At 74.4% G+C, this 12,638-nt stretch carries 12 protein-coding genes and 1 tRNA gene; 6 read left to right on the top strand and 7 right to left on the bottom strand.

What is annotated here, in order from left to right; translation table 11 throughout:
• Positions 1–35 precede the first annotated feature (35 nt).
• From GA0070611_RS28545 to GA0070611_RS28560, 4 genes are read right to left on the bottom strand one after another with little or no spacing between them, the layout of a single operon-like run.
• Entirely contained in the window at positions 36–1,166 is a 1,131-nt protein-coding gene (locus tag GA0070611_RS28545; protein WP_231921253.1) for a hypothetical protein, read from the bottom strand.
• The gene (locus GA0070611_RS28550; protein ID WP_091671325.1) at positions 1,163–1,879 is read right to left on the bottom strand and encodes a DsbA family protein; all 717 of its coding nucleotides are present in this window, start codon (positions 1,877–1,879) and stop codon (positions 1,163–1,165) included. The genes GA0070611_RS28545 and GA0070611_RS28550 overlap by 4 nt, the downstream gene beginning before the upstream one ends.
• Complete coding sequence (locus tag GA0070611_RS28555) at positions 1,872–2,396, bottom strand: MauE/DoxX family redox-associated membrane protein (RefSeq protein ID WP_091671328.1); 525 nt, start codon at positions 2,394–2,396, stop codon at positions 1,872–1,874. Before GA0070611_RS28555 ends, GA0070611_RS28550 begins: the two co-directional genes overlap by 8 nt.
• A 29-nt stretch (positions 2,397–2,425) precedes the next feature.
• Positions 2,426–3,010: a sigma-70 family RNA polymerase sigma factor gene (locus tag GA0070611_RS28560; protein WP_091671331.1), complete on the bottom strand. Its 585-nt coding sequence runs from the start codon at positions 3,008–3,010 to the stop codon at positions 2,426–2,428.
• A 108-nt stretch (positions 3,011–3,118) separates the two neighbouring features.
• Between GA0070611_RS28560 and GA0070611_RS28565 the strand changes: the two genes are divergently transcribed.
• The 4 genes from GA0070611_RS28565 to GA0070611_RS32555 all read left to right on the top strand — a co-directional run bounded on the left by GA0070611_RS28565 (position 3,119) and on the right by GA0070611_RS32555 (position 7,403).
• A complete protein-coding gene (locus GA0070611_RS28565) occupies positions 3,119–3,763 on the top strand; it encodes a zf-HC2 domain-containing protein (RefSeq protein ID WP_091671333.1) in 645 nt (214 codons plus the stop codon).
• 82 nt (positions 3,764–3,845) lie between these two features.
• Entirely contained in the window at positions 3,846–5,537 is a 1,692-nt protein-coding gene (locus GA0070611_RS28570; protein ID WP_091673582.1) for a copper resistance CopC/CopD family protein, read from the top strand.
• A gap of 17 nt (positions 5,538–5,554) precedes the next feature.
• Positions 5,555–6,280 (top strand): YcnI family copper-binding membrane protein, encoded by a 726-nt coding sequence (locus GA0070611_RS28575; protein WP_091671336.1) that lies wholly within the window; start codon positions 5,555–5,557, stop codon positions 6,278–6,280.
• Positions 6,281–6,419: 139 nt separating this feature from the next.
• Positions 6,420–7,403, top strand: coding sequence for a hypothetical protein (locus GA0070611_RS32555; protein WP_407940395.1), 984 nt, complete (start codon positions 6,420–6,422; stop codon positions 7,401–7,403).
• Positions 7,404–7,558: 155 nt separating this feature from the next.
• Here GA0070611_RS32555 and GA0070611_RS28585 read toward each other — a convergent pair whose 3' ends face one another.
• Complete coding sequence (locus tag GA0070611_RS28585; protein ID WP_091671338.1) at positions 7,559–8,797, bottom strand: glycosyltransferase 87 family protein; 1,239 nt, start codon at positions 8,795–8,797, stop codon at positions 7,559–7,561.
• A gap of 74 nt (positions 8,798–8,871) precedes the next feature.
• On the opposite strand from GA0070611_RS28585, the gene orn reads away from it, so the two are divergent.
• Together orn and GA0070611_RS28595 are read left to right on the top strand one after the other, a co-directional pair.
• Complete coding sequence (orn, locus tag GA0070611_RS28590) at positions 8,872–9,462, top strand: oligoribonuclease (RefSeq protein ID WP_091671340.1); 591 nt, start codon at positions 8,872–8,874, stop codon at positions 9,460–9,462.
• Between the two features lie 100 nt (positions 9,463–9,562).
• Positions 9,563–9,635 (top strand) — tRNA-His (locus GA0070611_RS28595).
• 124 nt (positions 9,636–9,759) lie between these two features.
• Here GA0070611_RS28595 and GA0070611_RS28600 read toward each other — a convergent pair.
• Both GA0070611_RS28600 and GA0070611_RS28605 read right to left on the bottom strand, forming a co-directional pair.
• Complete coding sequence (locus GA0070611_RS28600) at positions 9,760–11,052, bottom strand: L,D-transpeptidase (protein ID WP_091671343.1); 1,293 nt, start codon at positions 11,050–11,052, stop codon at positions 9,760–9,762.
• A 167-nt stretch (positions 11,053–11,219) separates the two neighbouring features.
• The gene (locus tag GA0070611_RS28605; protein ID WP_091671345.1) at positions 11,220–12,479 is read right to left on the bottom strand and encodes a L,D-transpeptidase; all 1,260 of its coding nucleotides are present in this window, start codon (positions 12,477–12,479) and stop codon (positions 11,220–11,222) included.
• Positions 12,480–12,638 lie beyond the last annotated feature (159 nt).

The raw sequence follows: 12,638 nt of genomic DNA on the forward strand, positions 1-12,638 counted from the left end.
ACGGCCGACCGGCCGCAGGGCCCGTCGCGGGGTGGTCAGTGGGCGGCGCGGGCCGGGGGCCGGGTGGGGTGGGGGGTCCGGGCGGCGGTGCGCAGGCGCAGCAGGCCGGCGGCGACCGCGCCGGCGCCGGTGGCCAGGACGAGCGTCACGAGCACCCGGGCCAGGCCGGCCGGCCAGGGCATCGGCACCACCGAGCGGGAGAGCACCGCCAGGTTCGCCACCCCGGCGAAGAGGGTGAGGCAGGCCCCGGCCAGGGCGAGCGCGAAGTCGGCGGCCGGGCGGCGGGCCAGCGCGTAGCCACCGGCGGCGAGCGCGCCGAGGCCGGTGAGCAGGGTCCAGAGTTGTCCGCCGAGCAGCCCGAGCAGCACCGCGCCGGGGCCGGCCGCCCCGGCGTCCAGTTCCCGCCCGACGGTGAAGGCGACGGCGGCCAGCCCGCCGAGGCCGAGCAGCGCGCCGACCGCGCGCAGCGCCCGCCCGCCGGCCCGGCTGCCGGCCGGGGTCAGCCCGGCCGCGCCGACGGCCAGGAAGCCGAGCGTGGCGGCCACCCACCAGGGGTACGGGTCGGGCGGCGGCACCCAGTCCAGGGTGCCGCGTACGTCGATCATGGTGTCGCCGTCGCGCAGCGGGACGACCCAGTCGCGGACCCGCTGCTGCCGGGTCGGGTCGGCGGCGACCTGCGGGGGCGGCTCCGACTCCCGCCACAGGGTGCGCTGGTCGTGCCAGCGGGCGGACGGGTCGGCGGAGAGCCTGCGCCACTGCGGCGCGGCGGCCGGGTCGGCCTGGGCGGGCAGCTGCGTGTCGCCGACGATGGTCCGGTTCAGGTAGGTGGCGGGGGAGCGGGTGTTCTCGTACACCCCGTCGGGCCCGATCCGCAGGTACGGCTCCCCGGAGTAGCCGAGCACCTGCACGTCGCGCCCGGTGGTGTTGGTGACCTCCAGCCGGGCACCGGCCTCGACGATCCGGGCGGACAGTCCGGGCCGGGCCGGGGTGAGCGCGGTGACCTCGGCCCGGTAGTCGGTGCCGTCGGGGGCGTCCGCGCCGTGCGCGGCGGCGGGCGTGGCGAGGGCGAGCAGGGCGGCGAGCGCGGCGGTGGCCACCAGTCCGGCCCGCCGCAGCGCGGCCGGGACCGGTCGGGCCGAGGGGATCGGCGGTGCTGCGGGGATCACTTGCCGGCCGCCGCCACCGCTGCCTTCAGCCCGTCCGGGCTGCGGTCGTCGACCGGCTGGCCGTTGACCTTGATGGTCGGGGTGCCGGTGACGCCCGATTTGCTGGCGTCCTCGGTGACGTGCTCGGTCCAGGACTTGTACGTGCCGTCGTTGACGCAGGAGCCGAAGGAGCCCTTGTCCAGCCCGACGCCCGCGCCGATGTCGATCAGCTGCTCGTCGCTGAGCCCGGCGCTGTTCTCCGGCGGCTGCTTGGCGTAGAGGGCGTCGGTGAACTCCTTGAACTTGCCGCCCTTGGCGGCGCAGCCGGAGGCGGCCGAGGCGCGGGTGGAGTACTCGGTGGTGGAGAAGCGGTTCAAGTAGGCGACGGGATGGAAGACCACCTTCGCCTTGCCCTCGTCGACCAGCTGGTCGACGGTCGGCCCGGAGGTCTCCTGGAACTGCTTGCAGGCCGGGCAGAGGTAGTCCTCGTACAGGTCGATGGTGACCGGGCCGGTGCCGCGCACGATGCCGGTGCCGGCGTCGTTGGCGCCGGGCGGGGTGGTGTAGCTGGTCGACTTCTGGCTGGAGTAGACGGCCCAGCCGATGCCACCGGCGATGACCAGCACCAGCACCGCGGCGATCGAGGTCCAGAGCGTGCGCTTGCGGCGCTTCTCCCGGGCGATCTGCTCGCGGACCACCCGGGCCGCGTCCCGCTGCCCCTTGCGACTACTCATCCTCGTCCTCCACGGGTGGGTCGCCCGCCAGCCAGCCGTCCACCGAGAACGGGGTGCGGGGCCAGATCAACAGGAACCCGGCCATGACCAGGAACCCCAGGTCCCGGAGGATCTCCGGGAGGTAGCTCGGGGCGCGGCCGGCGGCGAGCTGCCCGCCGCTGCCGAAACACCCGCAGTCGATGGCCAGGCCGCGGGCCCAGGCCGAGGCGATGCCGGCGATGAAGACCAGCAGCAGCGCCGTGGAGACCCCGGCGGCCAGCCGGGTGGCCAGCCCGAGCAGCAGCAGCACGCCGAGCGCCAGCTCGACGAAGGGCAGCGCCGCGCCGATCACGGTGGCGAGGTCGTACGGCATCACCTGGTAGGCGTTGACCGCCCGGCCGGAGCCGGCCAGGTCACCGACCTTCGCGCCGCCGGCGATCAGCCAGACGGCGGCGAGACCGAGCCGGGCGGCGGTGCCGAGCCAGGGCCGCAGGCGGGGCCAGCGGGCGGCGGCGCGGGATGCTGTCGTCACGGTCATTAGTCGATCGGGAGCCGAAGACGGTTCCATCATCCGGCCAACGCGTCGCCGACGGCGTCGACCAGGTCGCCACGGGCCCGGGCCACCCGGGAGCGGATGGTGCCCACCGGCACCCCCTCCACGGCGGCGGCCTCGGCGTACGACAGGCCGAGCAGTTGGGTGAGCACGAACGCGGCGCGGCGTTCGGCGGGGAGCCGGCGGACCAGGTCGGTCGCGCCGAGCTGCCCGGCCGGGTCCGGGTACGGCCGGTCGGTGGCGGCCTGCCCGGCGAGCCGCTCGTCGAGCCGCCGGCGGCGGACGACCACCCGCAGGTGGTCGGCGCAGGCCCGGCGGGCGATGCCGAGCAGCCAGGTGCGGGCGCTGGAGCGTCCCTCGAACCCGGGCAGCGCCCGGAACGCCCGCAGGTAGGTCTCCTGGGTCAGGTCGTCTGCGCTGTCCGGGTCGACCAGGGCGGCGGCGAAGCGCCACACCTCGACCTGGGTGGCCCGGACGAAGGCCGCCTGGGCGGTGGGATCGCCGGTGCGGGCGGCCAGCGCCCACTCGGTGGCCCGGTCCCGGGCAGCCTCCGCCGCCGGGTGGCGGTCGGCGGCGCGGTCGCGCGGGGTGGGGATCACGACACCCGAGGTTACGCGGCGCACCTGCGGGGGACAGGGTCCTTCGACCCATTCCGTGGCCCGGCCCACGCCGGGAACTTTTCCGGCCCGCCGTCCGACTACCCCCTCATGACGTGCGACGACGTACGCGTGGCGCTCTCCGCGCGGTTGGACGGCGAGGATCCGCAGGCCCCGGCCGGGGCGCTGGACGCGCACACCGCGGCCTGCCCGGGCTGTCGTTCCTGGCTGGCGTCCGCCGAGCGGGTGACCCGGCTCACCCGGTTGCAGGCGGTGGAGGTACCCGACCTGACCGCCGCGGTGCTGGCCGCGGCGGCGGCGGAGCGCGCGGCGCACCGCGACGGCCGGGTGGCGGCGGCGCGGGCCCGCCGGCAGGTGCTGCGGGTGGCGGTCGCGGTGGCCGCGCTGGCGCAGCTCGCCGTCGCGCTGCCGATCCTGCTGGCCGGGGCCGGCGTGGCGGCCGACCCGCACACCGGTCGCGAGATGGCCTCCTTCGACGTGGCGCTGGCGGTCGGGTTCGCGCTGGCGGCGTGGCGACCGGAGCGGGCCCGGGCGTTCCTGCCGGTGGCGCTGGTGCTGGCCGGCTGCCTGGCCGCGACCAGCGTGGTCGACGTGGCCGCGTCGACCACCGCGCTGGTGCACGAGCTGGGTCACCTGGCGGCCGTGGTGCAGGCCGGGCTGCTCTGGGCGCTGACCCGCTCCGGCGGCGAGCCGGAGCACCGGCGGCCGACCGTGCTCGCGCCGGGCCGTGGCTGAGCGGCGGGGGACGGGACCGGAGCGGCCGGCCGTGATCGAGTCGCGTTCGCCGATCGCCGCCCGGTCGGGAAGCATGATGCGCATGACTGCTGCCGTACGCCGTCGGGCCGACCGGCCCGGGGCCGCCCCCATCCGTCGTCGGAGTGCCCGGCTGGCGGCCGCCGCCGGCCTGCTGGTCACCCTGGTCGCCCTGGTGCTCGCCCCGGCGACCCCGGCCAGTGCGCACGCGGTGCTGGTCAGCACCAGCCCGACCGCCTCCTCGGTGGTGCCGGACGCGCCCGCCGAGGTGGTGCTGACCTTCAGCGAGGGCGTCCGCAAGGTGCCCGGCAAGATCCGGGTGATCGCCCCGGACGGGTCCCGGGCCGACCGGGGTGAGCCCACCTTCCGGGGCGCGGTGGTGACCGTGCCGGTGGACCGGGCCGGGGCGCGCGGCACCTACCTGGTCAGCTACCGGGTGATCTCCGCCGACAGCCACCCGGTCTCCGGGGCGTTCACCTACTCGGTGGGCGCCCCGTCCACGCCGCCGACCGACTCCGGTTCGGACAACCGCGCCGACCCGGTGGTCGGCGCGGCGGTCAAGGTCGCGAAGTACCTCGGCTACCTCGGCCTGCTGCTGCTGGTCGGCCCGGCGCTGGTGCTGGCCGCGCTCTGGCCGCGCCGGCTGTCCCGGCGCGGCCCGGCCCGGCTGGCCTGGTCCGGGTTGGGCCTGCTGGTGGTGGCGACCCTGGCCGACCTGTGGCTGCAGGTGCCGTATACCAACGGTGGCGGGCTGTTCGCGGTGACCGGGGCGGGCGTCGGTGACGTGCTCGGCAGCACCTACGGCACCACCCACCTGGTCCGGCTCGGCCTGCTCGCGGCAGCCGCGTTCCTGCTCCGGCCGCTGTTCGCCGGCCCGGTCGGCCGCACCGACGGGATCATCCTGGCCGTGCTGGGCGCGGCGGTGCTGTTCACCTGGCCGCTCGCCGGGCACCCGGCCGCGTCGCCCGCGCCGGCGGTCTCCGTGCTGGTCGACGCCGTGCACCTGGGCGCGATGGCGGTCTGGCTGGGCGGCCTGGTGATGCTCGCGGTCTTCCTGCTGCGCCGGGCCGACGAGCGGGAGCTGGACGCGATCCTGCCGATCTGGTCGCGCTGGGCGGCGCTGGCGGTGGCGGCGCTGCTGCTCGCCGGCACCGTCCAGGCGCTGATCGAGGTGGCCACCCCGAAGGCGCTCGTCGACACCACGTACGGCCGGCTGCTGCTCGCCAAGATCGTGCTGTTCGTGCTGGTGGTCGGGGTGGCCGCGTACTCCCGGGCGCTGGTGCGCCGGCGGGCCGCCGCCGGCCGGCCGGGGGCGATGCGCCGGGCGGTGCTCGCCGAGCTGGCGATCACCGCGGTGGTGCTCGGGCTGTCGGCGACCCTGGTGCAGACCACCCCGGCCCGGACCGCCTCCGCCGACGTGGCGGGCGCGCCCAGCGGCTACTTCTCCACCACGCTCAGCAGCCCGCTCTACTCGTTGCAGGTGGAGCTGGACCCGGCCGAGAGCGGCAACAACACCCTGCACCTGTACGCGTACACGAAGGACAACCGGCCGCAGCCGGTCAAGGAGTGGAAGGCGACGGCGGCGCTGCCGTCGGCCGGCATCGAACCGATCGACATCCCGCTGCTGCCGCTGGTCGACAACCACGCCACCGGCGAGATCAACCTGCCGGCGAGGGGGCAGTGGCAGCTCCGCTTCACCGTCCGCACCTCCGACATCGACCAGGCCACGGTGACCGCCACCGTGCCGATCAAGTAGGAAGGCTCCACCGACCCATGATCCGTCTCCGGCGCTCCGCAACCGCCGCCGCGCTCACCGTCGCCGCCGTCGCCACGGCGCTGCTCGGCCTGGCCGGGCCCGCCGCCGCGCACGTCACGATCAACCCGGCCGAGGCCAGCCAGGGCGGCTACGGCCGGTTCGCCTTCCGGGTGCCGAACGAGAGCGACACGGCGTCGACCACCAAGGTCGAGGTGGTGCTGCCGGAGAGCACCCCGGTCGGCTCGGTCTCCACCATGCCGGTGCCCGGGTGGACGGTGCAGGTGGAGAAGCGCAAGGTCGACCCGCCGATCGAGGTGCACGGCAGCCAGCTCACCGAGGCGGTGTCGAAGCTGACCTGGACGGCGGCGACCGGCGGCGGGGTGAAGCCGGGCGAGTTCCAGGAGTTCCCGGTGTCGATGGGCCCGCTGCCGCAGGCCGACCGGATGGTGTTCAAGGTGCTGCAGACCTACTCCGACGGCAACGTGTCGCGTTGGATCGAGGAGCCGACGCCGGGTGGGGAGGAGCCGCAGGACCCGGCCCCGGTGCTCACCCTGACCGCCGCGTCGGCGTCCGCGTCGTCGTCGGCGGGCGCGCCGGCCGCGACGTCCGGCGACGACGGGGACGACGACGGCGGGGCCGGTACGGCGCTGGGGGTGGCCGGGCTGGTCGCCGGTCTCGCCGGGCTGGTCCTCGGCGGGCTGGCGTTCCTGCGGACCCGGCGGGGGGCCGCGCCGAAGGCCTGAGGGATGTCGTGCACCGGCCCGGCGGATCGTCCGCCGGGCCGGTGGTCTTTCCGCAGCCCTTCGTGCCGATATCCGCTGCGTGTCCGCTTCCCGTCGGTAAGGTCGGCCGGGTAGTTGGCTACCGAGGGGGACCACGCGAATGCGTTTCGTGCGCACCATCGCCGGCATGCTGCTGTTGATCGTCGGGATTCCGGCGCTGCTGGTGGGGGTCGGCCTCTGGGCCGCCGCCCGGCACGCCGACCCGCAGGGTGGGTTCGGCGCCCGGTTCGAGACGGTCCGTACCCCCGGGCAGGCCGTGGTGGTCACCGACGTGGACCGGCTGCTGCGCGCCGATGCGCCGTTCGCCCGTGGCGGCCCGGCCCGCCTGCGGCTGACCGCCCGGACCCCCGACGGCCCGGCCTTCCTCGGCCTCGCCCCGACCGACCAGGTCGGACGGTGGCTGGCGGGCGTGCCGCACGCGACCGTCGACCGGGTCGCGCTGTCCCGGGGCCCGCTGCCGGTGCGGCTCACCCCGGCCGGCCCGGCCGCCGCCGGCACCCGCGCCGCCGTCCCGACCGACCAGGACTTCTGGGTACGCGAGGGGACCGGCGCGGTGGAGTGGCGCCCGGCCGACCTGGCCGGCCGGTCGCTGAGCCTGGTGGTGATGCGACCGGACGGCGCGGCAGACCTGACCCTGCACCTCGGGGCCGAGCTGCGGGCCGGGTGGTTCCCCGGCCTGGCGTGGGCGCTGCTGACCGGCGGCACGCTGCTGATCGCGCTGGCCGTGGCGCTGCTGCTGGGGCCGGTCCGTCCCCGCGAGGTGGTCTTCGTGGTCGAGCCCGACCAGGTGCCGGTGCTCGCCGGGCGGCTCGGGGTGACCTCGCTCAGCGGTCTCGGGCAGCGGTCCCCGGCCCCGGAGCGGCAACTCGTCCCGGTCGGGTCGGGGCACGCCGAGCGGCCCCGCGCGGCGATCGGCCCGGTGCCCAGCCGTCGTCCGGAGACGTTGGCCGACCTGCCGGCCGACCCGGGCTGGGCCTGGCCCCCGCCCTCCCCCGGCGCGGCACCCCGGCCCGCCCCCGGCGCGGCGCTCCGACCGGAGCCGGGCGCGGCGCCTCGGTCGACGCCCGGCGCGGTCGACGACTGAGCCGGGCCCCCGACGACGGGTGGCCCTCCGCGCTGCCGACGCGGAGGGCCACCCTCACCGGGGGATCGGTGCTACCTGGGAGAAACTTGAGGTAGTTGAGACCAGATTAGCGGCGAACACCGCTGATCGCGAGATCTGTCCATTTGGTGCACGTTTCAGGGTGCCGGTCGGCGGTGCGGGAGGCTCGCCAGGAGCAGCACGCTGAGCAGCACGTAGGCGTTGCGCGCCACGAACTCGCCCGGGTTGTCCGTCCGGGCAGGGGCGACCCCCCAGTCCTGGAACGTCACCACCCCGTAGATGATGACGAAACCGGTGCCGGCGGCGAGGGTGAACAGCCACCGCCGCCGTCGGCTGCCCGCCGCCGTGCCCGGATCGGTGTCCAGCGCGGCGTCGACCAGCACCACCACCGCCGGGATGAACCAGTACAGGTGGTGGGTCCAGGTGATCGGGCTGACCAGCCCGCCGACCAGCCCGGTCAGGGTCAGCCCGGCCAGGGCGTCGCCGGCCCGCGCGGCGCGGGCGGCCCGCCACAGCCCGTAGGCGGTGACGGCCAGGACCAGCACCAGCCAGGGCAGTTGGCTCGGCTTCTCCGGCGCGGTGAGCCGGCTGAGCAGGCCGAAGAGCGACTGGTTGCCGGTGTAGTCGGTCCGGCCCACCCGGTCGGTGGCCCACAGCTCGTGGGTCCAGAACCGCCACGAGTCGCGCGGCGCGACCGCCGCGGCGAGCAGGGTGGCCACCGTCGCGGTCGCCGACGCGACCAGCGCCGCCCGCCAGCGCCGGGTCACCAGCAGGTAGAGGATGAAGATGCCGGGGAAGAGCTTGAGCGCCGTCGCCAGCCCCACCCCGACCCCCGCCCAGCGTCGCCCACCGGGTACGGCGAAGAGCAGGTCGGCGAGGATCAGCACCACCAGCAGCATGTTGATCTGGCCGAAGGTGATGGTCTCCCGGGTGCTCTCCACGGCGAAGACCAGCAGCACGGCGACCGTCAGCGCGAACACCCGGGGCAGGCCGTGCCGGGCGATCACCGGGGTGACCAGCCAGCGGGTCGTCACCACCACGCCCAGCACGGTCGACGCCGTGAAGATCGCCACCGTGACGCCCAGCGGCAGCAGCGCGAACGGCCGCAGCAGCAGCGCCGCGAACGGCGGGTAGGTGAAGTAGAGCGCGCCCTGCACCCGGTCCGGCTGCACGTAGTCGTAGAGCGGGTGCCCGGCCGCCCACCAGTCCATCGCGCGCATGTAGATCTTCAGGTCGAAGAAGTCGTGCACCCGGCCGGGGTAATAGAGCATCGGCAGCACCGCCGCCAGGGCCAGCACCGTGGCCACCCGACGGGCCGTACGACCTGCCCGGTCGTCCTCGGTGACGGCGGGTGGCGCGACGGATTCGGCTGGCACGGGGGAAACCCTACTGGTCCACCTCGCCCCCGGTGCCGAGGCGCGGGCGGGTCGGCGGCGCGTAGTCTGGTCCGGTGGCTGATCTTCTCGTCTGGATCGACTGTGAGATGACCGGGCTGGACCTCGGGCGGGACGCGCTGATCGAGGTCGCGGCCCTCGTCACCGACCCCGACCTGAACGTGCTCGGGGAGGGGGTCGACGTGGTGATCCACGCCGACGAGGCGGCGCTGGACGCGATGCCGGAGATCGTGCGCACCATGCACGGCAAGTCCGGCCTCACCGAGGAGGTACGCCGCTCCACGGTGACCCTCGCCGAGGCCGAGGACCTGGTGCTCGACTACGTGAGCACCCACGTCAAGGATCCGCGTACCGCGCCGCTCTGCGGCAACTCGATCGCCACCGACCGGGGCTTCATCGCCCGGGACATGCCCCGCCTCGACGCCCACCTGCACTACCGGATGATCGACGTCTCCTCGATCAAGGAGCTCTGCCGGCGCTGGTACCCGCGGGTGTACTTCGGGCAGCCGCAGAAGGGGCTGGCCCACCGGGCGCTGGCCGACATCCGGGAGAGCATCCGGGAGCTGGAGTACTACCGGCGGACCGTCTTCGTCCCGCTGCCCGGCCCGGACGTGGAGAGCGCGAAGGCCATCGCCGCGCAGCTCTGAGCCGGTGCGGCGGTCCGGCCCGAACCCGGTGGACGGGGCCGCCCGGGGTATGGCTATTATTAGTCCGCACCCCGCCCGGGCGACCGGCGCGGAGAGCGTGGTGGCTGTAGCTCAGTTGGCAGAGCACCGGGTTGTGGTCCCGGTTGTCGTGGGTTCAATTCCCATCAGTCACCCTCACTGCGAAAGCCCCTCCTCCGGGAGGGGCTTTCGGCGTTTCCGGATCTGATCGACCGTCCCGGGTCGGGAACGCCGACGGCCCCCTCGCCGTGGCGAGAGGGCCGTGCGGGGCGGGCGGGATCAGGGAGTCGGCTCGACGCTCGGCTCCCCGCTGGGGTCGGCGCTGGGATCGGCCGCCGGCTCGTACGGCAGGGCGCTGCCCTTGACGTACTCGTCCCAGGTCATGTTCCAGTCCGTCCAGCCGTTGCCGTTCTGGAGCTTGCGCTCGGTGCCCTTCACCGTGATCGGGTCACCGATCCGGGTGTTGGCGAAGAGCCAGGCGCCGTCCTTCATCGAGACGTTCACGCAGCCGTGCGAGACGTTGGTCTTGCCCTGCACGCCCTCCGACCAGGGTGCCGCGTGGATGAACTCGCCACCCCAGGTGAGCCGCTGGGCGAAGTCGATGTCGGTGCGGTAGCCGTCCTCGGGGCCCAGCTCCTCGCGGGTGTCGAAGACGGTCTTGCGGAGCTTCTCGATCACCACCATGGTGCCGCTGGAGGACGGGGTGCTCTTCTTGCCCAGGCTGACCAGGATCCGCTTGACGACCTGGCCGTCCTTGGTGACCGTCATGGCCTTGGCGCGGTTGTCCACGGTCATCACGAAGGACGGGCCGATCTTGACGTCGACGGCGAGGTCGGAGCGGCCGTACCAGCCGTCGCCGAGCGGCAGCCCGCCCGCCTGCACCCGGTAGCTGACGGTGCTGTTCGCCTGCCAGAACTCCTTCGGCCGGTAGCGCACCTCGGTCGGGCTCACCCAGTGCCAGATGCCCTCCTGGGCCGGCTTCGCGGTGACCGTCATCCGGCGCTGCACGTCGTCGCGGTAGTCCTCCGGGATGGCCCGGCCGAACTTCACGATCAGCGGCATCGCCACCCCGACCACCTGGTTGTCGCCCAGGAAGCTGGTGACCCGCACCTGCTTGTCCGGCTTGGCCATGGTGGTGAAGGTGCTGGTCGCCGTCGCCGGCTTGCCGTCGTCACCGGTCGCCGTCACCGTCGCGGTGTACGTCTCGCCGTAGCCCAGCGCGGCGTCGGGCAGCCAGCTCTTGCCGTCCGCCTGGAGCTCGCCCTCCACCGTCTTGCCGGCGGAGTCCTTGAGCTCGACGGTGGTCTCCTTCGCCTCCTTGGTGGTGAAGGCGATGGTGGTGGCGGCCGGTACGTCCTTGGCGTCGGCCTTGGGCTCGGTGATGGTGGCGGCCGCCTTCGGCCCGCTCTCCCCGCCGCCCTGCCAGCTCGACCCCTTGTCGCCGCCGCCCCCACCACCGGTGCAGGCGGAGGCCAGGGCCAGCGTGGCGGCGAGCACGACGGCGGCGAAACCGCGCCGTCTGCCCCGCCGGGCGGTGCCGGTCCGGGTCAGCTCGTCCTGGCTAGCTCGCATGATTCCCTCACAGTCGTGGTCCCCGATCCCATCGTTCCCTACTGACGCACCGGTACGAATACCCGTTGCCGGAAGTGAAACGAAACACGCCGTCCGGGGCGTAACGATTCTGGTACGGTGCGCGCTTCCCGAGTCGGGCTCACCTCCACCCACCGCCCGTCGCGCGCTCAGAAGGCCGGGCCGGCACCGCCCTCGGGCACCGGCAGGGCGCTGCCCTTGACGTACTCGTCCCAGCTCAGGCTCCAGGCCGTCCAGCCGTTGCCCGGCTCCAGCCGCCGCTCGGTGCCCCGGACCGTGATCGGGTCACCGATCATGGTCTGCGCGAACAGCCAGCGGGCGTTCGCCGTCGACACGTTCACGCACCCGTGCGAGACGTTCCGGCGCCCCTGGTCCCCCTCCGACCAGGGGGCGGCGTGGATGTACTCACCGCCCCAGGTGAGCCGCTGGGCGAAGTCGATCTCCGTGACGTACTGGTTGTCCGGGTCCGGCTCGTCCCGGGTGTCGAAGACCGTGGACTCCTTCTTCTCCATCACCACCATCGTGCCGCTGGAGGAGGGGGTGCTCTTCTTGCCGAGGCTGACCGGCATGGTGCGGGCCAGCGCGCCGTCCACGTACACGGTCATCTTCTTGCTGGCGTTGTCGACCTTCATCTCGAACGACCGGCCGATCTTCGCGGTCGCCGTCCGGTCGGTGTTGCCGTACCGGCCGTTGCTCAGCGGGATGCCGGCCAGCGCCAGCCGCACGGTCAGCGTGGTGCCGGGCTTCCAGTACTCCGGCGCGCGGTAGTAGGCCTGGGTGCCGCCGGGCAGCCAGTGCCAGGCGCCGGGCTGCGGCGGGTCGGTCCGGACGAACATCCGCTTCTGCACCGCGGCCCGGTCCTTCGCCGGGATGCCCGGGGAGAACTCCGCCACCACCGGCATCGCCACGCCGTAGGTGCGGCCGTCGAACAGGTAGAGGCCGGAGCCGATCATCGAGTTCGGCTTCGCCATCGTGCTGAAGCTGCTGGTGCCCCGGTAGATCCGGCCGTCGGCGCCGGTCCCGGTCACCGTGGCGGTGTAGCGGGTGCCGTACTTCAGCGGCGCGGAGGGCACCCACGACGACCCGTCGAGCCGCAGCCGGCCGTCGACGGTCCTGCCCTTGCTGGTCAGCACGACCGTGGAGACCTTTCCGCCGCCCGGCACCCGCGCGCCGATCTCGGTGCTGACCGGCCGGCTCTTCGCGCCGTCGGCCGGGCTCACCGGCAGCGGCTCGGTGGCCGGCTGCGGGGCCGCCGTCGTGGCGCTCGGCGCCGCGTCGGTCGCCGGCGGTCCACCGCTGGTCGCGGTCACCGGCGCCTTCTCCGGGTCGTTGCCGCACCCGGTCAGTGCCAGTGCTGCCGTCAGGACCAGGGCGCCCACCATCGCCCCGGCCCGCGCGAACCTGCCCATCCCCACCCCGTTCTCGCGTGTCTGGCGGACATGGTGCCGCATACCGTCCAGCACCCTCCGCCCCGCCTGGGCGTTTTGTAGTCGCTTGTCCGTTAAGCTCGGCCGAAGGGGGGAGGCGGGATCTGATTGGAACCCCGGTCCACGGCCGTGCTAATCTTC

This window comes from Micromonospora auratinigra (assembly GCF_900089595.1).
GTDB classification, from domain to species: Bacteria; Actinomycetota; Actinomycetes; order Mycobacteriales; family Micromonosporaceae; genus Micromonospora; species Micromonospora auratinigra.

What these genes read in the sequence shown, in the direction of transcription:
- GA0070611_RS28550 (WP_091671325.1), bottom strand. Translation starts at nt 1,879, where the DNA reads ATGAGTAGTCGCAAGGGGCAGCGGGACGCGGCCCGGGTGGTCCGCGAG.
- GA0070611_RS28555 (WP_091671328.1), bottom strand. Translation starts at nt 2,396, where the DNA reads ATGACCGTGACGACAGCATCCCGCGCCGCCGCCCGCTGGCCCCGCCTG.
- GA0070611_RS28565 (WP_091671333.1), top strand. Translation starts at nt 3,119, where the DNA reads ATGACGTGCGACGACGTACGCGTGGCGCTCTCCGCGCGGTTGGACGGC.
- GA0070611_RS28570 (WP_091673582.1), top strand. Translation starts at nt 3,846, where the DNA reads ATGACTGCTGCCGTACGCCGTCGGGCCGACCGGCCCGGGGCCGCCCCC.
- GA0070611_RS28575 (WP_091671336.1), top strand. Translation starts at nt 5,555, where the DNA reads ATGATCCGTCTCCGGCGCTCCGCAACCGCCGCCGCGCTCACCGTCGCC.
- GA0070611_RS32555 (WP_407940395.1), top strand. Translation starts at nt 6,420, where the DNA reads ATGCGTTTCGTGCGCACCATCGCCGGCATGCTGCTGTTGATCGTCGGG.
- GA0070611_RS28600 (WP_091671343.1), bottom strand. Translation starts at nt 11,052, where the DNA reads ATGCGAGCTAGCCAGGACGAGCTGACCCGGACCGGCACCGCCCGGCGG.
- GA0070611_RS28605 (WP_091671345.1), bottom strand. Translation starts at nt 12,479, where the DNA reads ATGGGCAGGTTCGCGCGGGCCGGGGCGATGGTGGGCGCCCTGGTCCTG.